Consider the following 20,471-nt stretch of genomic DNA (forward strand, 5'->3'; position numbering starts at 1 on the left):
ATGAATAATTAGGGCGATGGTGGAATCTCAAGTGAATTCCTGATAGGTAAGTTATTTGCTGAAAAAAATTTGCACGAGCCAACCTATACTTCAAGCGAAATAGCTGAAGTTAGATAGTTGAAAGCTGGCATGTCAAATTTATGAAGATACTTGCGTAGCTATGGCTATTCGCTCAAGCACATAAATTAGAATAATAAATGTACAGTTAGCTATTAATAAAAGGCTGTTTATTGCCACATAATCTATCTATAAATTGATAGACCTGTTTGAATATTTTCTGTTTGTTTGAGCTAGACGTTTTAATGACTTAAACGCTATTAGCGTTAGCTGTCTATATATAAATTTAATATTTTTTTTATTATGGCTCAATCGAGATTTCACGGAAAATTGTTAATAGAGGGTTTTTACTGAGAGGTGACATGAAATTTTATTGATTCTTTAAAAAATTTTGATAAAGATGTATTTTGCAATACAAAATTTACGTAACTTCTTAAAAAAACTAGATAGCAAAAAAGATTTACTGACATACTTGTAGTAGCAAAAATAAATAACTTAATAAAAAATAAACGTTTAATAGTAACAATAGATCTGCGATCGCACCTAAAAATACGCACGACGTTCTTACTATGTAGTAATATTACTTACACAGATTAATAAATAATTAGTGAGTAGCTAACGGTTAGTAGCTCAACTGACAACTGACAAATTTGTACAGACGTTACATGTAACGTCTCTACCCTGACAACCGAACAACCAACCCTAGCCCCTCTCGCTCAATCTTCATTCCTTAACTGCCATGCTGCGCCAAACGCTGCACCTGCACCCGCAATTAAACCCGTACTCATGCCTTGTAAAGTTTTCATGACAGAATTTTGAGTCAAACAGTCGCTAGTGACATTATTAGCTTGCAAACACTGTTTGCTTTCCGCCCAACTTGACGTACCCCCCAAAATTACACCAGCTGCGCTACAGGAAACAATCAGAAGTGTAAGACGCTTTATTTTTCTATCCATAGATAGATGCTAATTTTTTCTAGTAGATGATTTTTCTCCACTATCTTACTTGCTTGGCGGCTAGATGCAACAGCGAATTTACAGAAAACTGGCAGATGGAGGAAAATGCCCAGAAAAGATTCATCCTACTGGCGATCGCCAGTAGAGCGATTTTCAATTGGGTAAACCAGATCTGTAGGGGCGCACGGCTGTGCGCCCCTACAAATGTCACGTACGCAATCGAGAATTGCTATGAGGTTAAATAACAAGTCGATTTTTCCTGAATAAGGTAATATTGAATTATTTAATGTAAAACAATTAATGGGTACAAAACACCTCGGCACACAGCAGGAGGTTCTCGCCTTAGATACGCTAGTCAGGTTAGTTCGAGCAGCAGAATCGGTATCGAATCGGATTCATCGTCATTTGCTCGATGTAGATTTGACCGTAAGTCAGTTTGGGGTGCTAGAAACACTTTATCACCTGGGACCTCTCCATCAGCGAGATTTAGCAGAGAAACTGCTCAAAAGCGGTGGTAACATGACTTTAGTGATCGATAATTTAGAAAAGCGGCAGCTGGTAAGACGGGAACGAGAAGTCGGCGATCGTCGTTGCATTAAAGTACATTTAACAGAAAAAGGCAAGCACCTAATTAGTGAAATCTTTCCGACGCACGTTGCTGCTGTCGTGGAAGAGATGAGCGTTCTCACCCCAACAGAGCAAACAGAGATGGGACGCATGTGCAAACGGCTAGGATTAGGAGCGAGAGATATTCCTGCGAGTAGGAGTATCCCCAGCCCCTAATTCCTTGTTTTGAGATTGTTGAATAGCAAACAGTCTTTCTGGGCAGAGCAGTTAGAATAGAAATAGATAGAGCATAAGTTTGCCCTAATCGACGTATAAAGTTCTTTGAACTCTCCCAAAGCTAGGTTTTGAACATTTTTTATGGAATCAAGTAGTAGTAATTCTGTCAGCCCTGGTGAGAAATCACCCCCCAGGTTGGCAGAAATTGTAGGAACGGCGATCGCGGTATTGACGCTCATCGTACCTCTACTGGCGATCGCTCACTACTCGTCAAATGACGTGCAGCTAGAGCAGCCCCTTTCCTATTCGCTACAAAGGACAGATAAATAAGAGTGGCTAGTGGCTAGTGGCTAGAGAATTTTAAATTTCTTACTACACCTCACATTTTTTATTTACTGGTCACTGGTAACAGGTCACTGGTCACTGTTCCAAGCCGTCCATATTAGCCTAAAATGCTACAGGTAAAGCGATCGCGCATCGATCGCTATTAGCTGTCATCTTGGAGAATTATTGTGGACTTATCCCGCATTCCGGCTCAACCAAAGCCAGGTTTAATTAACGTTTTGATTGAAATTGCTGCTGGCAGCAAAAATAAGTACGAATACGACAAGGATCTGCAAGCTTTTGCTTTAGACAGAGTGTTATATTCCTCAGTGCAGTATCCCTACGATTACGGTTTTGTGCCGAATACCTTGGCTGATGATGGCGATCCGTTGGATGGGATGGTATTGATGGACGAACCAACTTTTCCAGGCTGCGTCATCGCCGCCAGACCAATTGGGATGTTAGAAATGATTGATGGTGGCGATCGCGATGAAAAAATTCTCTGCGTCCCCGATAAAGACCCGCGTTACGCAAACGTCAAATCTCTCAACGATATTGCGCCTCACCGTTTAGACGAAATTGCCGAATTCTTCCGCAGCTATAAAAATTTAGAAAAGAAGGTCACGGAAATTCGCGGCTGGCAAGATGTCGATCGCGTTATGCCTTTAGTAGAACAGTGTGTCAAAGCTGGTAGCGAAAAAGGTCGCGATTCAGACTCAGAAACTGTTTAAATGCCTAAATGTAGAGACGTTCGTGTAACGTCTCTATACTTAACCCAATTCCCGCCCATGCAACGCACATTTCTCCTCGCAAAAATCCACAATTGCACCCTAACGGGGGCAAATCTTAACTACGTGGGTAGTATTAGTATCGATCGCACTTTATTAGATGCTGTTGGGATATTACCCTACGAACAAGTACAAGTCGTAAATGTGAATAATGGTGAGAGATTAATTACATATGCGATCGCCGCACCGCCAAACTCTGGAAAAATTGAGTTAAACGGTGCTGCGGCAAGATTAGGGATAAGTGGCGATCGGGTGATTATTATGACCTACGCTCAATTAACTCCAGCAGAACTAGAAACTTTCTGTCCTACAGTTGTTTTAGTAGATAGTAAAAATCGATTGTTAGAAGTACGCCGCTACGACGATCTATTATTAGCTCAAGTTTAGTTTTAGCAAAATTATTTTACTGAGCGATCGCGCTAAGTTGTGAAAAAGATACTTTGTTGCTTCGCACCTCAGTATAAAATTTCTTGATGTATACCTATTTAAAACTGCATTGATATTTTGTGATTTATGTATAAGATGACTTTCTTTCCGATCGCGCTTTAGGTAGACTCATAAAGTCAGAAGTTCTACACCAATTAGAGCGATCGCAGTTCTGGTGCAGTGAGGCGATCGCGCCAGCGCAATAGCAAGGGCATGGAATTATGAAGAGACTAATTAAAGGGCTACGGGAGTTCAAGACCAACTACTTTTCAACTCATACGGAACTATTTGAACAGCTTGCTCACGGACAGAAACCAAGGGTTTTGTTTATCAGCTGTTCCGATTCTCGCGTCGATCCTAACTTGATTACCCAAACAGACATAGGGGAATTATTTGTTATTCGCAACGCTGGGAATATTATCCCACCCTATGGGGCAGCCAATGGTGGCGAAGGCGCAGCGGTAGAATATGCAATTCATGCCTTGGGAATTGAGCAAATTGTCGTTTGCGGACACTCCCATTGTGGCGCGATGAAAGGGTTACTGCAATTGGATAAACTCCAGGAAGATATGCCCTTAGTTCACGATTGGCTGAAGCACGCTGAAGCTACTAGACGACTGATAAAGGAAAACTATAAAACTTATCAGACAGAAGAATTATTAGAAATTGCGATCGCGGAAAATGTCTTAACTCAGATCGAAAACCTCAGAACTTATCCTGTGGTTCACTCTAGAATGTATCAAGGCAAGCTGAAAATCTACGGTTGGATCTATCACATCGAAACTGGGGAAGTCTTAGCTTACGACCCTGAAAGCCACTCCTACGTCCATCCTCAATCCCAGCTTGGCGAGTACGATCCTTTAGATGGACCAGTTGCAGGTGAGTTTACAGTTAGTCACGCTCCTCCTCCTCCCATCGCCTGCGATTTTCCCCATCGCCAGCACTATGAAGTTGTTAATAGCGCCGACAATGGAGGTTTACAAGGTTCTTCATCAATATCGTGGCTACCACCGGAACAAGCAGAGCGGATTTATCGGGGATCTAATGGTAGGAAATAACGTAGAGTGGGCAATGCCCACCCTACTGCTCAAAAGAAATTTTTATAGTTGGCTGTAGGAGCGATCGCGAACTTGAATTGACTCAATTGCTTGAATAATTCGCATCAATTGTTGTGCCACTTCTCCACTGGCAAACATCGCCTCTGCTTGAGTAATTCCCGCACTAATATCTGCACAAATACCAGCACGCCATAAATAAAACCCGCCATTCCAAATCGCAGATTGCATCATTTCTGAGGGTTTCCCTTGCAAAACCGATCGCATATCTGCTACTAAATGTTCGGTCGGATCGCAAGGGACATTGTGACTGCTAAAACCATAATCGCGGGATGAAAGGTGCAGGCGATCGATCGCAATTAACCCCGATTCATCGGTTGTGTCGGGTGTAGATAAACCAATAATATTCGTCCGTTCGCGGGGTAGATCGCAACTTCCCTCTAATCCTTTGACTGTCGTAAAGTTGTTTGTACCGCGTAAAGACAAGGCAACTTGAAACATATGTTCCGTGGGAGGATGGACGTATCCCGCCACAATCTGCGCCGCTCCTGCATAGGGACACCACATCAATTCCATCGTGGCAAAAGGCGGACGCTTGCCAATTTGATCGCGGTATTCAAATATTTTTTGAGCTAAAGGAAAATGTTGGGGTAAATAGACAAATCCCAAACCTGTATTCTCAAAAACTTGCTGAGTTTGGTCTAGAGATAACTCAGTCCAATCAACTCCTAACCCTTGCCAGATCTCTACCAGTGGCACGCCGTATTTAGTCGGCATTCGATCGCTACCGTGCATAATCATCGGTTGCCCCGCAGCCGTCAGCAATAGGGCAGTGAGAGGACTTATCGGCGCAGTGCGATCGCGTCCATCGTAGGGAATGCCCAAAACCATCACCGGAGTAGAGCTACCAATAGGTTGTAGTTTTGGTCCCAGTTCGTCGTAAACATCCAACATGCCTGCTAATTCTGCCCCTGTAGGACGTTTAATCCGGTGAGCAATCAGAAACGCACCAATCTGAGCAGGGGTTGCTTCCCCCAACAAAATCATTCGGGTTGCTGCGGCTGCTTCCGTGCGAGTTAAATCCTCTTTTGTATGATTACCGCTTCCCACTTTCCGCAGTAAATCCCTAAATGCGTTGCTCATGATGTAATTGCTCGATCGAAATTCTCAAATTTCTAGTACTTTTGCATTACTAAATTCTAAGGAACGCTGCCAAGAGAGTGAGTAGTAGGTAGAAGTGGCTAGTGGCTAGTGGCTAGTGGCTAGAATTACTTGCTCTGCCGCTCTACCCCTCTGTCCCTCTGCTTCCTTGTCTCCCTTGTCTCCCTTGTCTCCCTTGTCTCCTTCGTTCCCCCACGTCTCTTCTTCTACACTCAGTTTAGGTGGTACGAGTTCTCGCACCAGTTGCCAAAAATATTGAATCGGTGGAATGTTGAGTCGATCTTGACTTGTCACCATCACGACTTGGCGCGATAAACTAGACCCTGGTGCAAGTGAACCATTGCTGTCAGTGTTAGCAATGGGACGAACGGCAAGGGTAGGATCGAGACGAGATTCTACTAGGGCAGACTGCGGCAATAAGGCGATCAGTTCTCCTTGTCGCGCCACTCCCCGAAAGGCATCGAGAGTATTCACTTCTAGCACGGCTTGAAGCGTAGCACCCAGGCGATCGAAACGCTCTTGAACTAAACGCTGCATCCCATAACCGTCTTTAAATACAACTTGAGGATAGCGGATGAGTTCCAACCAGGGAATCTGCTCGTATTGTGCCAATGGATGATTTGCTCCCACCAAAACCTCAATGGGTTCATCGTATAGCACTTCCGTCACCATTTCTGGGCTGGTAGTTAAAAAACGATTATTCATGACGATCGCCAGATCTACCAGTCCATCTTTCAGGACTTTTAAAGCGCGATCGCTCCCCAACGCTGTAACGCGCAGTTGGACATCAGGATAATTGTGACAGAATTTTTGCAGTACCGGAGGCAAATAATGGGCGCATAAAGAATGAATTGCCGCAACGCACAACTCCGGTTGTTTTCCCGCCATCAAATCTGCTAACTCCTCCGTAACGTAGCGCCATTCCTGGCAGATTTTACGGGCACGGGGCAACAGCCGCTCTCCTGCCAACGTCAGCTTAGCCTGTGCTGTCCGATGAAATAGCTGCACTTCTAAGTCGGCTTCCAAGGCTTGAATTTGTCGGCTAATTGTCGATTGGGTAACTCCGCATTTGCGTGCTGCTTGCTGAAAGCTACCTGATTCCGCGATCGCCAAAAAGGCTTGCAACTGTTCTAGCCGCATGATGATGTAGCCTGAATTACAATTTAAGGCATCAATCTAAATTAACCGATCTCGGCTCCAGGTTTAGTAGAACTTGATACAGCTCAACAGCGATCGGTGAGTGGTGGGTTCAGCTTTCTGTTTGGGCGATGCTGTTGGTTTGAGAATGGCAGTTGGTGGCTAACTGTGTGTTAGCGGGCGATCGCGCTGACTTTGATGCAGAAGTATGCCAATGTAAATATTGCATAAAGCTGCAACCAAAATAATAAGTGGTATTTCTATTCATTTTCTAAAAGCTAAAGTATCAAGTAAGATGTCTAGTTTTTATACTTTCTACCTTCACTATTAGGAGGGCAAGTTTTTTTAACTAACCTCAGTATTAATACGAAAAAATTCATTAATTTTTTTGTGAGTTCTTCTCATGACTCACTTTTTACCGATCGCTGTCAACTGTTTGCCATTTCCATCAACTGTGCTTCGCTTAGTATTGAAATTCCCAGTTTTTGTGCCTTGTCTAATTTAGAGCCAGCTTCTTCACCGACGACAAGGAAATCTGTTTTCTTACTGACTGAATCTGTAACCTTACCTCCAGCCTTTTGAATCAATTCTTTTGCCTCATCCCGCTTCAGTGTGGGTAAAGTTCCAGTAATAACGAAAGTTTTACCCCCTAGTGGTAAGGATGCATCGTTTTGTCGAGCCGTTTCTTCAACTGCTTCCCCAGCTAACTTCAAACCAGCTGCTTGCAGTCGAGCAATTAAAGACTGATTTGCTGGAATGCGGAACCAATCGTAGACCGAATGAGCAATTTCTGCGCCAATTCCGTAAACTGATTCAATATCTGTGGTTTTTGCTGCTGCTAACTGCTCGACTGTAAAAAACTTTTGGGTCAATACCTGAGCGTTGACGCTACCTACGTGACGAATACCCAAACCATATAATACCCGCGACCAAGGTTTAGTTTTAGAAGCGGCGATCGCCTGCACCAATTTTTCCGCTGACTTCTGCCCCATGCGTTCTAACTGCATTAGTTTTTCAGCATCCAGATTGTAGAGATCGGCAACAGAATGAACCACACCGCGATCGACTAATTGATGTACTAGCTTTTCCCCCATGCCATTAATATCTAAAGCATCTCGACTCACCCAGTGTTCCAAGGCTCCCTTGAGAATTGACGGACAGGAAGCATTGACGCAGCGCGTAACTGCCCCTTCTTTGATAACGGGTTGGCTACATGTCGGACAGTGGGTAGGCATTTGAAAAGGTTGGGTTCCGGCGGGGCGTAGTTCTGGCAATACCCGCACGACTTCAGGTATTATTTCCCCAGCCTTACGGACAATTGCCGTATCGCCGACGCGGATATCCAATTGAGCCACGCGATCGCTATTATGTAAAGTCGCGCGAGAAACCGTCGTTCCTGCCAACTGCACTGGACGCATAATTGCCATCGGAGTCAACGCCCCCGTTCTCCCTACATTCACCGCAATTTCTTCGACGCGGGTGGGAGCTTCCTCGGCTGCATATTTTAAGGCGATCGCCCAACGGGGAAACTTTTGCGTAAATCCCAATTGCTCTTGGAGGGGTAGAGAATTTATCTTCACCACTACCCCATCGGTCATGTATGGTAAATTTAACCGTTCGGTATCCCAATATTGGTAATATTCCGCAACTTCCTGCACTGTAGGGCATAACTTGCGATGGGGATTCACCTTAAACCCCATCTGCTGTAATAACTCTAAAGCTTCCCATTGAGTTTGGTAGACACTCGCATCATCTCTACCAGCAACGTGTAACGTATAAGCAAAAAAATCCAATCGCCGTTTATCGACAATGCGAGGATCGAGTTGGCGCAACGTCCCCGCCGCCGCATTACGAGGGTTAGCAAATGGTGGTTCGCCCTTTTGCGATCGCTCTTGATTGATTTGCTCGAATACATCTAGGGGTAAAAATGCCTCTCCTCTCACTTCTACCTTTGTAGGAGGATTTTCCACCTGCAACCGCAAAGGAATCGCACGAATTGTCTTGACATTCTGGGTAATATCTTCACCCATCACGCCATCACCCCTAGTTACCCCCCGCACGAGTAAACCATTTTCATAAGTTAAGGCGATCGCCGAGCCGTCAATTTTGAGTTCGCAGACGTATTCTTGTAGAGGTGTTGCGTGCAACGTCTCTACAGGCGCAGTGCGCCGCCACCGTTGTTCCCAAGCCTTCAATTCGTCAATGTTAAAGGCATTTTCCAGACTGTAAAGCGGGATGTTATGACGCACTGAGAAGAATTGGGTAGCGGGTTTTTCTCCCACCCGTTGTGTTGGACTATCAGGGGTGATTAAGTGCGGATATTGGGTTTCAAGTTCTTGTAATTCTCGATAAAGGCGATCGTAGACCGAATCTTCCATTATCGGGTTGTCTAGGACGTAGTAAGCATAGCTAGCGTTCTGTAATAACTGCTGCAATTCCCGTACTCGCTGTTCCACCAACATCTCCTTCTACATCGCACTTAGCATTCTTTTCTAGGTTACTGAGTTTAATCAATATCGTCGCCTCTATGGAGAACCGATCTTAGTTTTTTTGTACTATTCTACGCAATAAACTGTAGAAAATCTCACTAAATCTTGATTGTTTTTCCTGACAAGTTTAATAGCGGTTTTCAATTGGATGCAATACACGTCTGGTAGGGGCGCACAGCTGTGCGCCCCTACAAATGTCATCCATACAATCGAGAATTACTATAAATCAAGCAAATTTAATTACGTAAATTGAATTCTATAAACACATAACCTAAAGATTGACTCGATCTGTGTATTTGATATTTATAGCAATTCCAGATCGTTCGCAAACAATAAGTGGTTTGTTCAAAGGGCATTGCCCACTATACATTGATATTTCACGCATTCAATAGAACTACTATATTTCAGAATATTAATTATTGGAACTAATAAAAATGATTTTAATTTTTAGTTAAACAGGTCTTAATTATAAAACCGTATATTCACTGAGGTATAGCTAATTTAATGATTGGTTGAATTACCAACCAGTCCTCCTGAGAATTAATCGCCAATTACCAATTACCAATTACCAATTACCACTTTGTCATGAGGAGTGAAAATATGTTGCGTCTTTCTCGCTTAATCGTGCTAGCATCAGCAGTTGTAGCGCTAGTTGGTGCAGATAGAGTGGATGCGCAGCGATCGCCAGCAGATACTTTAACAGGAAAACCGCCAATTGTTATCGGACACAGAGGTGCAAGCGGCTATCGTCCAGAGCATACTTTAGCAGCATATGAGTTAGCGATCGCAATGGGTGCAGACTATATCGAGCCGGATTTGGTTTCTACTAAAGATGGGGTGCTAATTGCACGACATGAAAATGATATTACCGGAACAACAGATGTTAGCGATCGCCCTGAATTTGCCAAGCGCAAAACGACTAAAACCATTGACGGTATAGAATATACAGGATGGTTTACCGAAGATTTTACCTTAGCAGAAATTAAAACTCTTAGAGCTAAAGAACGCATACCCGAATTGCGTCCAGGTTCGGCACAATTTGACGGACTTTATGAAGTACCAACTTTGCAAGAAGTTATCGATCTAGCTAAGCGCAAAAGTATTGAAACTGGAAGAGTCATCGGAATTTATCCTGAAACAAAACATCCTACTTACTTTGATTCTATCGATTTATCTTTGGAAGAGCCTTTAGCCAAAGTATTGCGAAAAAATAATTTGAATGATGCTGACGATCCAGTATTTATTCAATCTTTTGAAACTGCCAATCTAAAGCAATTAAACAAATTGGTCGATGTTCCACTGGTACAATTATTCGATGAAGTTGATGCCAAACCCTACGATTTTGTCGTCAGCGGCGATTCGCGTACCTATGGCGATCTAACATCTCCTGAAGAATTAGAAAAGATTGCCGAATATGCAGATGGAATTGGACCTTTTAAAAGATTAATTATTCCCAGCGAACCTGTGGATGAAAATGGAGATGGCAAGCCAGATGATGTCAACGGCGACGGACAACTTAGCGAAGCTGATAGACGTTTAGCAGCAGAACCAACATCTTTAGTCGATGACGCACACGCCGCAGGTTTACTTGTCCATCCGTATACTTTCCGCAACGAATCCTTCTTTTTAGCGATCGACTACGACAATAACCCAGAAGCCGAATACGAGCAATTTTATCGCTTGGGTGTAGATGGCTTATTTAGCGACAACCCAGATACAGCTTTTATCGTCCGCAACCGTGTTGCTTGTGGAACGCAAAATCCAAAGTACAGCCAACAAAGTAGAAATCGCCGGGTTTGGAATCCTGGGGGTACGGGAAATCCTTGTTTGTAAAATGTCACGCAAAGGCGCAAAGGCGCTAAGTATGCTTAGCGTCTTCGCGTCTTTGCGCGATCTTTAAAGCGTGAAATAGAAAGTTGCACCCTCTCCCACCTTACCTTCCGCCCAAATTTGTCCTCCATGACGGTGAACGATCCGTTCGACGGTGGCTAATCCAATTCCAATACCAGGAAATTCAGCGGGTGAATGCAAGCGCCCAAACGCTACAAAGAGTTTGTCAGCATAATTTTGATTGAAGCCTGCACCGTTGTCGCGAATAAAATACACGACGCGATCGTTTTCTGGCTGTAAATTAAATTCAATCCGAGGATGGTTTTGATTTGCTGTATATTTCCAGGCATTACTGAGCAAATTCTCTAGCAGCACGCGCAACAGTCTAGTATCTCCAGTGACAATTATTTCTGAGGCGATCGCCCATGTAATTTGTCTTTCTGGTTGTGTTTCCTGAAGCTTGGCGGCGATTTCGGTGGCTAATTCACTTAAATTGACTTCCGTGCGTTGCAACTCGCTACGGTTCACCCGCGATAAAGCTAACAAGCCTTCTATGAGTTCGCCCATCTGCTGAGTGTTACCGCGAATGCGCTGGAGATAGTCTTTACCGCGATCGTCTAGCTTGTCTGTGTAACGGCTGAGTAATATCTGACTAAAGCCATCAATTTGTCTTAATGGCGCTCTCAGGTCGTGGGAGACTGAATAAGAAAATGCCTCTAACTCTTTGTTAACGGCTTCAAGTTCGGCTGTGCGATCGCTAACGCGGCGTTCTAAGCTTTGATTTAATTCTCTGATTTCTTGCTCGGCTCGTCGGCGATCGCTAATATCAGTAAAGGCAACGATAGCATAGACAATATTGCCACAATCCTCTCGAATTGGCGTAGCGCGGACTTCAAGGTGAAGAACGTTATCATCTCGATGCAGCGATAAATCGTCAACAATAACGGTTTCGCCTTTTAATGCCCGCATCATTGGTAATTCTTCAGTCGGGTAGGGGCGATCGCCGCGATAGACCTGATAAAATTTCACTAATTCCTCTGATGTCGCATCTGAGATAATGTTGCCGAGTAGATGTTGTGCTGTTTGATTGGCGTAAGAAATTTTACTACTTGAATCGTGAACGATTACGCCCACGGGTACGGCTTCTAAAAATTGATGCAATTGCCTTTCGCTAGCTGATAGCGCTACATTCAAGTCTTGCATCTCGGCAAAAGACTTTTGCAATTCTACTGCCATACTGTTGAAGGATTTAGCCAGTTCGCCAATTTCATCCGAACGTCCGAGTTCTTCTACGGTTTTATCCCATTCTCCATTGGCAATATGTTTAGCACTAGTATTTAGGCGTTGAATTGGTTTGGCAATCCATCGAGTTGTGAAAATTCCAATTATGACTGCTACGAGTAAAGCCACGACACAGAGTAGAACTGTTGTCCGAGTCGTGGCGTAGATATCTTCCATGAAATCGGCTTCTGGTATGACTGCGACTATCAGCCAGTCAATCCCCCAACTATCTTGAAAAGGATGTATATCTACAAAATATCGCTGACGATCTTGGCTAAATTCTAGCCGTTGTGGGCGATCGGTATTTATAAATTTGTGCGAGTTTGTCGTTAGATATCGTGCCGTAGATCGAACCAAGGGATTTTTACTTTCTGATGCTTTGAGGCGTTGCAATTTGCCTCCTTGCACAATTGAGAATGGCTGATAACTATCTGAAGATGCTACTAGTAAACCTGAGCGATCGAGGATAAAAATTTGTCCCGATTTACTAATTGGAATATGATGTAGGTAATTGCTAATTCTTGAGAGTTTTAAAGGAGTATCTAGGACTCCAAGTAAATTTCTGTTTTGGTCGTAAACTGGTAAGACTGCATCGATCGCCATTTCTTTCTGGTTAAACCAAATATAAACAGGACTCCAGGCAGCTTTACCCTTTTGAACTGCTTCTTGATACCAGGGGCGAGTTCTTGGATCGTAATATGGAGTGACTTGAACGAGTTTTCCTCGCTGTCCTTGACTGTTGACTGTATATGTATAATATTTGGGATTAGATGGATCGTTGACAACTTCAATATGCAGCCTGCCATCTGTGAGGCGATCGATCCCGACATACTCTCCTTTCTGATTTCCCCAAGCTGTATAGGGAACGATCTCAAACGACTGCATTTGGTTTAATAATAAGCTTTCAAATTCAGCTAAAGGTGCTGTTACTAGATTCTCTTCAATGACATTTTGATTAACTTGATTGAGGAGATGTGGTGTTTGTAAATAAGTTTTTAGTTGTAGGTAAAGGCGTTCGGCAATCTGAGTTTGCAATCGTTCGGAAAGATCGTTGACTGCCCTTTGTCCATTTTGAAACGAAAGATTTCCTACTAATCCTACTATTGCAATAACTTGCAACACAAAAGCAGTTAGAAGGAGATTTTGTAAAGAAGTCTTACCTAAGACTTGGGTAAGGAATTTATACAGAAAGCGCATAGAGTTCTAAGCTTGTTGCCCGATCGAAGCCGCGATCGCGCTGTGGCGATCGTCATTCACAATTGCATTGTTGACTTACTCTTCTTAGATTTACAATTAGTAACTAAAAGCTATTTACAGAAAATTAACTATTAATAATTATAGAAATAGAGATTTTCTTAACATATATTTTATTACACTAATTAATATTAAATTAAGCAACCGCCTCTGTTGCCAGACAATGAGTATAGTCTTCATGATGTCAAGCTTTTGCAATATTTTGTATACTAGGCAATGTCACGCAAAGACGCAGAGGCGCAAAGGACACTTAGCGTCTTTGCGTCTTGGCGCGATCGCAAATAAAAGATGTCATTTAGGGAAGAAATCGATTATCCTCTATCTAGCTACAATTTTGAGGAGATGGAGATGAGGATCTGGATAGCCTGCTTTTTCATCCTATTTGCGATCGCTCAGTTGTTCGATTGGATGAAACAGTTGTCCCTACCCTTGCCTATTTATATATTAGGCGGATTGTTTTTAGCGATCGGTTCAAATTCTAACAAAAGCATTTTTGGTAAAGTTATTGACGATCTACTAGCTGGTGCTGGCTATCCTGGCGATCGATCTGGATCGGATAGTGGCGATCGTTTTTTGGATGAAACAAAATCGTAATCAGTTGTTAGTGACTAGTGGCTGGTGACTAGATACTAAGAATTTAGCTACGCACCACACATCACTCTCTGGCTCGTTACTTGTTGTCTCTATCAGTTTAAAAAACTCATAAAAATAGAAATATTTGTCATAAATGTAACTACAGTACCAATAATGACTCCTTTCATTCTGCCCCACTGTTGCGTGCGTTTTAACCACAAAATAATAGGAATTGCATAAAATAATTGCCATATTCCTAAATAGAATCCTACTAAAATTGTATTTGCAGCTAACAGAGGATTAAACATGCTAATGAAAAATGCTGCAACTTTTAATACCGTTAAAATAGCTAGATGAATTCCTAGTAGAAAAAATAATCCAGAAAGGATTTTTTGAAATTCTTGCTGATTGAATCTTTTTTTTGTTTTCATTTTTTAATAATACTCTTTAGCTATATTTTCATCTTTACTTGTAACCAACCGCTGACAGCTTAAATTAATAAGATAAAATTCCCGACTTTGATGATAAAACACCTGTTAATTACCAAATTGCACTATTTTACCATCAATCTGAACGATCTTAAGACAAGATAGTTTTGCGATCGCGCGTTAAAAATATCACCTCAAAATTTGTTGATTGGGCAACAGACATTAACTCTCGCCATATCAGCAACAGCATTTAGCAAGAAAATCTGAAAAATCTCGTTTTCAGAATTTTGACTTTTACCTTTTAACTTTTGACTTCCTTATTTCCCCATGTTCCGTTTTAGCTTTTCCAACTCATCGTCAGTTTCCCAACGGCGAAAAGCTGCATCCAAATCGTCTGCACCGCTGGAGAAGCTGCGACTTTGATTCCAGCCAGCCGTATCAAAGCGTTGAGAAGACTGAGTAGCACGATTAGCCTGCACTTGTGCGGCTTTTGCTTGTACCTCCTGACGGCGTTGCTGCACTTTTTTGAGTAATTCTTTAGCTTGACTAATCCGTTCCTTAATTCCTTGCATTTGTCCCCAGCGTTGATTTCCTTCGCGCAATAACGCTGCTTCTCGCTGCTGTGCTGGTTCTGCTAAGTCAAGCCGATTAGCCGCTTTTGCCTTCTCAATCCGAATGTGCCATTTTTGAATTTCTTGTGCTGTAGTGAGAATTTCATCCTGCGATCGCTTTTCTTGTAACTGGAGTTCTGCAATTAACTTTAAAGTATCTTCCTCTTGTTGCCGCAACTGTTCCGATAGCGCTTCTATTTCTAAATGAGGATTGTTCCGCAAGAATTCTTCTAAACGGCTTTCTAAAAAACGGCTGAAATCGTCAAATAAACCCACTGTGAGAACTCCAATTAATAAATGTAGGGTGGGCATTGCCCACCCTACTGTCTATGCTAATACTGTCGATTCAGTAGAGGTACGACGAGAACGCACCTCCAAGTAAACCAGCAGTGCGTTGACATCCGCTGGATTTACGCCACCAATTCGCGCTGCTTGTCCGATCGTCAGCGGTTTAACTTTAGCAAGTTTTTCCCGCGCTTCTTTCGAGAGGGTGTCAATTGCCCCATAATCTAAATCTGGAGGTAAGGGGCGATTTGCTTGACGGGTGATTTGGTCGATTTGATTTTGCTGGCGTTGTAAATAGCCAGAATACTTAATTTCAATCTCCGCTGCTGTTTTTTCTACCAGACTCAGATCGCTATTGCCCAATCCGTGAGTTTCTAAATTAGTGTAATGGAAACCAGGACGACGCAACAGATCGGCTAAAGTAATCGAACCTTTAATTGCTTGTTGAGTCGCAGAGGCGATCGCAATGCCGATCTCATCGTGTTCTTTCAGCCGTGTCGTATGCAACCGTTCTTTTTCAGCGGCAATATTTGTCTGCTTGCATGTAAACAATTCCCAACGGCGATCGTCAATTAAGCCGATCTCCCTCCCTACGGGAGTCAAACGGCGATCGGCATTATCCGATCGCAACAATAACCGATATTCCGAACGACTGGTCAGCATCCGATACGGTTCGCGTAAGTCTTTGGTACACAAGTCATCAACTAACGTGCCGATATAACTCTGTTCGCGGGGAAATACGATAAATTCTTGGTGACGGACAAATCGCGCTGCATTCACCCCAGCCACAAAACCTTGGGCGGCGGCTTCTTCATAACCCGTCGTACCGTTAATCTGTCCTGCACAGAATAAGCCTTCAATTTTCTTCGTCATCAGCGTGGGATAGCACTGCGTTGCGGGTAGATAATCGTATTCCACCGCATAAGCAGGACGCAGCATAGCACAGTTTTCTAATCCAGGTAGCGATCGCAGCATTTGCAACTGAATTGCTTCTGGTAGCCCTGTGGAAAATCCTTGAATATAAAGTTCGGGAATATCTCGTCCTTCCGGTTCGATAAAAATTTGGTGGCTTTCTTTGTCGGCAAACCGGACGATCTTATCTTCAATACTAGGACAATAGCGCGGTCCCTTCGCATCCACCCAGCCGCCATACACGGGCGACATGTGTAAGTTTTCTCGAATAATTCTATGGGTTTCTGCTGTCGTGCGAGTAAGGTAGCAAGGCACTTGTTCCCGTTCCACCCACACTTGAGGATCGAAACTAAACCAGCCGACTCGATCGTCTCCTGGCTGAATTTCTAAATTACTGTAATCTACCGATCGCTTGTCTACTCTAGCGGGAGTTCCCGTCTTCAGCCGTCCGGTTTCAAAACCCAACTTATTTAAAGTATCCGTCAATCCTTCTGCGGCAAATTCTCCAGCGCGTCCGGCGGGCATGGATTTATTTCCTACCCAGATCCGTCCGCCGAGGAACGTTCCTGTTGTCAGTACAACAGCTTTGCACTCAAACGCCACGCCGAAGTAAGTTTCTACCCCGACAACTTCATCGTTTGCACCCAGGACTAAATCTGTCACCATCCCTTCGCGGATCGTCAGATTCTCTTGGTTCTCTACGATGCGCTTCATCACAGCCGCATATTCCCGCTTATCTGTCTGCGCCCGCAACGCCCACACAGCAGGTCCTCTAGAGGCGTTCAGTACCCGCTTTTGCAGATACGTGCGGTCTGCCATTTTGCCAATTTCTCCACCCAAAGCATCCACTTCATGAACGAGTTGGGATTTAGCGGGACCTCCTACTGCTGGATTGCAAGGTTGCCAAGCAATTTTATCGAGATTCAACGTCAGCAGCAAAGTTTTACAACCCAAGCGTGCCGCAGCTAGGGCAGCTTCACAACCAGAATGTCCTGCACCGACGACAACGACATCATAGGCATCGAGAAATTGAACGGAAGTAGGCGATCGCATGGTCTTGCTTGACTTGAAAGCAGTAGTTACCAATCTCGATTGTAACTGTTTCGACCGTCTCCGAAATTTTGGCGATCGCTTCACATTCTATTTGTAGACTATCCAGCAGTTTTACTGAGGAGGTTTGCCGCAAGCATACTCTAATTTAGATGTGAATAGCTCGGAATCTGAGAAAAATTCTTTTATGTCTGGTGTTTTCAGTCTTCTCTATCGCAAATGGTTGGGTAAATTAGAATACTTACTCATAGCAGTTTCTATTCTTAGCTTTATTGCTTCTTTCTCAGGCAATAATATTTTTACTATTTCAACTCCTATTTTTTTATTTCTATCTCTGCACGCTAATATATCTAAACAAAAATATCTGCATGAAAGTCGCCAGCCACAAGATCGATTTTTTCAACTAGAACAGCTTGTCCTATCTCGGGATGTCAATCTTGCTGACATTCAAGCTACATTATCTGAAATTGATAAGCTATATTTAGATTTTTCTCAAATTCAACAACGATTTGTTATTATCGAAGACTTTTTAAAACCATACAGACTTGATACTCAAAACTTAAATTTACAACAACTTTTGAACGGGTTGGAAGCAAATATTAAAAGAACAGAACGACAATACAATCAGGGTCAAATACTAGAATCACAGCTAATTTTACAAGAACAAATTACTCATATAGAAGAACAATTATTATACAATCTCGAAAACCATACGCCAGCCCCCGACAACCTTCAGACGTTGACTCAGCAAATTCAAGATTTAAGCGATCGGGTAGTAAGTTACTCAAATGTTCAAGCCGAAGATCGAGTTCAACAGTCGCAAGTTAATGAAAAAGTTCAAAAGTTAGAGCGGCAATTTAATGGTTTACCATTCATTGAATTCTTAAATCGGATAGCACAATTAGAAGAACTGAACGAACAAGTTAAAAATAGCTTGACAGAATCTAAGCGCGTCACAAAATCTCTGAAAGGAGAGGTTGAATCGGTCAGTCAAAAACTCCAATGTATAATTACGACAGCCTCAACCGCACAAACTGAAAATTGCGATCGCCAGCCATCTTCAGAACTACAAGCAAGCTACGAGCAAAATGCAGAAATGACTCAGCGTCTTGCTAAAGAAGTTAGCTCTTTACGCAAACAAACGCAAGCAATTTTGAGTAGTTTATCAGCTAGAATTACCCAGCTACGCATAGAGGTCGATAAGCAACACCATTCTGAGATATCTCCAGCTAAAATCCCAGTAAATACAGACGAACTAGCAACCTGGGCTGGAGAAATTGGCGATCGCCTTCCAAAGTAAGTATACGTTGTAGGGGCGCACAGCCGTGCGCCCCACAATCTCGTGCGCCCCACAATTTCGTGCGCCCCACAATTTGTAGTAGTGCGAGATTCCATTGTAACCAGAGATTGTAGATTGTTGACAATCTACAATTAGCAATTTATCATTCTTCCTAGTGTTAACTCTCTGAGGTACGAAGTGGTGGAACTCAGACACTCTAACCTAGCAATCGTCGCGAAAAGTTTGGACATTCAAGCAGCCGAGGCGATTCGAGAACAAATTCTTAGTGGTGGATTTCCGCCTGGTTCGCGCCTGCTAGAAATTCCGCTATCAGAACAACTCAATCTCAGTCGAGGAACGATCCGTTCTGCACTACAACAACTGACTTACGAGGGTTTGGTGGTACAAATTCCCTACAAGGGTTGTGCTGTGTTGGAACTGAGTTCTCAAGATGCTTGGGAACTGTATACGTTACGCAGTGCATTAGAAGGTTTAGCCGCCAAATTAGCCGCTGCTGCAATGACAGCCGATAAAGCTGAAATTTTAAATAGTAGTTTAAAACAACTGATCGAGGCAACAAAAAGCGATCGCCGTGGTAAAGTTGCAGATGCAGACTTTGCCTTACATCAAGCGATCGTCCAGCTATCAGAACATCAGAGATTGCAACAACAATATCAAATTGTCGGGCAACAAATTCGCTTGTATATTGCCTCTTGTAATACTCTGATTCCCGATGTCGAAGAAATTATCGAGCAACATAGGTTATTAATTGAAGCAATTTGTTCTGGAAACACAGCTATTGCCGAACGAATTGCTAAGGAACATAATGTCGATGGGGAAGAATTGATTAAACATTTAGAAAAAATAGAAATCAAAAACTTTTAAAACATAAAAATTGTGTATAGTTTTGTTCTGGCACAATGCAAAGATTAGATATGAGGAGACAACATAATGCTCGATTTAAACAACTATGAAGTCTTAACCTTTGACTGTTACGGTACGATGATTGATTGGGAAACTGGTGTTTCAACAGCGATCGCCCCTATTCTTTCTAACCATAATATCCAACTAACCAACGAACAGATCTTTGATGCTTTTGGTGAAATCGAAAATGAAATAGAAGCAGGCGAGTATATTAAATATCGGCAAGTGCTGAGAAATGTTGTCGAAAAAATGGGCGATCGCTTCGACTTTACACCAAATCCTACAGAAGTAGATGCACTAGCTAATTCTTTAACTAGTTGGCAACCCTTTTCTGATAGTGTAGAGGCGCTAAAAGTCTTAAAACAGAAATTTAAACTAGCTGTAATTTCTAACGTGGATAACGATTTTTTTGCTGAAACAGTCAAACATTTACAAGTTGATTTTGATTATGTTATTACAGCAGAACAGCTAAAAAGTTATAAGCCCTCTCATAATAATTTCTACGCAGCATTTGATAGAATTGGTTTACCTAAAGAGAAAATCTTACACGTCGCAGCTAGCGTGTATCACGATATTGTACCCGCTAAAACTTTGGGTATGACTGCGGTGTGGGTAAATCGGCGCGGAGTTAAGCAAGATTCTGGTGCAGATTTAGAAATACCTGATTTAAAAACTTTAGCCGCTCTGGTTGGTCAAAAGTAGCGATCGCTTTTCAGTTAGATGACGTAAATTTCATCTATACGGCACTATCAATGTTAGAAAAAAGTGTGGAAGATCCGACTAACTTCTGCTAACAACGAGCGCCGCAAACACATGTAGGTCAATTTTTAGCGCTTCCTTGCCAAGAAAGAACGTTTAACACTAATAC

At 42.8% G+C, this 20,471-nt stretch carries 21 protein-coding genes; 11 read left to right on the forward strand and 10 right to left on the reverse strand.

The window, feature by feature from the left end; genetic code table 11:
• Positions 1–773 precede the first annotated feature (773 nt).
• Together C7Y66_RS01050 and C7Y66_RS30800 are read right to left on the reverse strand one after the other, a co-directional pair.
• On the reverse strand, positions 774–1,013 hold the full coding sequence (locus C7Y66_RS01050; RefSeq protein WP_106544151.1) for a hypothetical protein: 240 nt from the start codon (positions 1,011–1,013) through the stop codon (positions 774–776).
• Positions 1,014–1,053: 40 nt separating this feature from the next.
• Positions 1,054–1,224 (reverse strand): hypothetical protein, encoded by a 171-nt coding sequence (locus tag C7Y66_RS30800; protein ID WP_158265841.1) that lies wholly within the window; start codon positions 1,222–1,224, stop codon positions 1,054–1,056.
• Positions 1,225–1,313: 89 nt separating this feature from the next.
• Here C7Y66_RS30800 and C7Y66_RS01060 point away from each other — a divergent pair, with 89 nt between their 5' ends.
• From C7Y66_RS01060 to C7Y66_RS01080, 5 genes are all read left to right on the forward strand, one after another.
• Positions 1,314–1,796: a MarR family winged helix-turn-helix transcriptional regulator gene (locus C7Y66_RS01060; RefSeq protein ID WP_106544153.1), complete on the forward strand. Its 483-nt coding sequence runs from the start codon at positions 1,314–1,316 to the stop codon at positions 1,794–1,796.
• Positions 1,797–1,937: 141 nt separating this feature from the next.
• Complete coding sequence (locus C7Y66_RS01065) at positions 1,938–2,126, forward strand: hypothetical protein (protein ID WP_106544154.1); 189 nt, start codon at positions 1,938–1,940, stop codon at positions 2,124–2,126.
• A 182-nt stretch (positions 2,127–2,308) separates the two neighbouring features.
• On the forward strand, positions 2,309–2,851 hold the full coding sequence (locus C7Y66_RS01070; protein WP_015154821.1) for an inorganic diphosphatase: 543 nt from the start codon (positions 2,309–2,311) through the stop codon (positions 2,849–2,851).
• A 57-nt stretch (positions 2,852–2,908) separates the two neighbouring features.
• A complete protein-coding gene (gene panD / locus C7Y66_RS01075; protein WP_106544155.1) occupies positions 2,909–3,295 on the forward strand; it encodes an aspartate 1-decarboxylase in 387 nt (128 codons plus the stop codon).
• A 260-nt stretch (positions 3,296–3,555) separates the two neighbouring features.
• The gene (locus C7Y66_RS01080; protein ID WP_106544156.1) at positions 3,556–4,392 is read left to right on the forward strand and encodes a carbonic anhydrase; all 837 of its coding nucleotides are present in this window, start codon (positions 3,556–3,558) and stop codon (positions 4,390–4,392) included.
• A 42-nt stretch (positions 4,393–4,434) separates the two neighbouring features.
• On the opposite strand, the gene C7Y66_RS01085 is transcribed toward C7Y66_RS01080, so the two are convergent.
• The 4 genes from C7Y66_RS01085 to ligA all read right to left on the reverse strand — a co-directional run bounded on the left by C7Y66_RS01085 (position 4,435) and on the right by ligA (position 9,143).
• Positions 4,435–5,532, reverse strand: coding sequence for an anthranilate phosphoribosyltransferase family protein (locus C7Y66_RS01085; protein WP_106544157.1), 1,098 nt, complete (start codon positions 5,530–5,532; stop codon positions 4,435–4,437).
• 105 nt (positions 5,533–5,637) lie between these two features.
• Positions 5,638–6,690: a LysR family transcriptional regulator gene (locus C7Y66_RS01090; protein ID WP_106544158.1), complete on the reverse strand. Its 1,053-nt coding sequence runs from the start codon at positions 6,688–6,690 to the stop codon at positions 5,638–5,640.
• A 109-nt stretch (positions 6,691–6,799) separates the two neighbouring features.
• Positions 6,800–6,955, reverse strand: coding sequence for a hypothetical protein (locus C7Y66_RS30805; RefSeq protein WP_158265842.1), 156 nt, complete (start codon positions 6,953–6,955; stop codon positions 6,800–6,802).
• Between the two features lie 160 nt (positions 6,956–7,115).
• Positions 7,116–9,143 carry an NAD-dependent DNA ligase LigA gene (ligA, locus tag C7Y66_RS01095; protein ID WP_233222473.1) on the reverse strand — a complete coding sequence of 676 codons (2,028 nt, stop codon included), beginning with the start codon at positions 9,141–9,143 and terminating at the stop codon, positions 7,116–7,118.
• A 633-nt stretch (positions 9,144–9,776) separates the two neighbouring features.
• Here ligA and C7Y66_RS01100 point away from each other — a divergent pair.
• Positions 9,777–11,009 (forward strand): glycerophosphodiester phosphodiesterase, encoded by a 1,233-nt coding sequence (locus C7Y66_RS01100; protein WP_106544160.1) that lies wholly within the window; start codon positions 9,777–9,779, stop codon positions 11,007–11,009.
• A gap of 63 nt (positions 11,010–11,072) precedes the next feature.
• Here the strand turns inward: C7Y66_RS01100 and C7Y66_RS01105 are convergent, their stop codons facing one another.
• Positions 11,073–13,484: an ATP-binding protein gene (locus C7Y66_RS01105; protein ID WP_106544161.1), complete on the reverse strand. Its 2,412-nt coding sequence runs from the start codon at positions 13,482–13,484 to the stop codon at positions 11,073–11,075.
• Positions 13,485–13,496: 12 nt separating this feature from the next.
• On the opposite strand from C7Y66_RS01105, the gene C7Y66_RS32765 reads away from it, so the two are divergent.
• Both C7Y66_RS32765 and C7Y66_RS01110 read left to right on the forward strand, forming a co-directional pair.
• Positions 13,497–13,619 (forward strand): hypothetical protein, encoded by a 123-nt coding sequence (locus tag C7Y66_RS32765; protein WP_255409915.1) that lies wholly within the window; start codon positions 13,497–13,499, stop codon positions 13,617–13,619.
• 270 nt (positions 13,620–13,889) lie between these two features.
• Entirely contained in the window at positions 13,890–14,135 is a 246-nt protein-coding gene (locus C7Y66_RS01110; RefSeq protein ID WP_146149722.1) for a hypothetical protein, read from the forward strand.
• A 92-nt stretch (positions 14,136–14,227) separates the two neighbouring features.
• On the opposite strand, the gene C7Y66_RS01115 is transcribed toward C7Y66_RS01110, so the two are convergent.
• From C7Y66_RS01115 to mnmG, 3 genes are all read right to left on the reverse strand, one after another.
• Entirely contained in the window at positions 14,228–14,545 is a 318-nt protein-coding gene (locus tag C7Y66_RS01115) for a hypothetical protein (protein ID WP_015154831.1), read from the reverse strand.
• A gap of 314 nt (positions 14,546–14,859) precedes the next feature.
• On the reverse strand, positions 14,860–15,465 hold the full coding sequence (locus C7Y66_RS01120) for a TIGR04376 family protein (RefSeq protein WP_106544163.1): 606 nt from the start codon (positions 15,463–15,465) through the stop codon (positions 14,860–14,862).
• 15 nt (positions 15,466–15,480) lie between these two features.
• On the reverse strand, positions 15,481–17,403 hold the full coding sequence (gene mnmG / locus C7Y66_RS01125) for a tRNA uridine-5-carboxymethylaminomethyl(34) synthesis enzyme MnmG (RefSeq protein WP_106544164.1): 1,923 nt from the start codon (positions 17,401–17,403) through the stop codon (positions 15,481–15,483).
• Positions 17,404–17,527: 124 nt separating this feature from the next.
• Here mnmG and C7Y66_RS01130 point away from each other — a divergent pair, with 124 nt between their 5' ends.
• The 3 genes from C7Y66_RS01130 to C7Y66_RS01140 all read left to right on the forward strand — a co-directional run bounded on the left by C7Y66_RS01130 (position 17,528) and on the right by C7Y66_RS01140 (position 20,305).
• A complete protein-coding gene (locus C7Y66_RS01130) occupies positions 17,528–18,700 on the forward strand; it encodes a hypothetical protein (protein WP_146149723.1) in 1,173 nt (390 codons plus the stop codon).
• Between the two features lie 180 nt (positions 18,701–18,880).
• Complete coding sequence (locus tag C7Y66_RS01135; protein WP_233222475.1) at positions 18,881–19,564, forward strand: GntR family transcriptional regulator; 684 nt, start codon at positions 18,881–18,883, stop codon at positions 19,562–19,564.
• A gap of 66 nt (positions 19,565–19,630) precedes the next feature.
• Positions 19,631–20,305, forward strand: a complete 675-nt coding sequence (locus C7Y66_RS01140; protein ID WP_106544167.1) for a haloacid dehalogenase type II — start codon at positions 19,631–19,633, stop codon at positions 20,303–20,305.
• The last annotated feature ends 166 nt before the right edge of the window (positions 20,306–20,471 follow it).

This window comes from Chroococcidiopsis sp. CCALA 051, from assembly GCF_003015105.1.
Lineage (GTDB): Bacteria > Cyanobacteriota > Cyanobacteriia > Cyanobacteriales > Chroococcidiopsidaceae > Chroococcidiopsis > Chroococcidiopsis thermalis.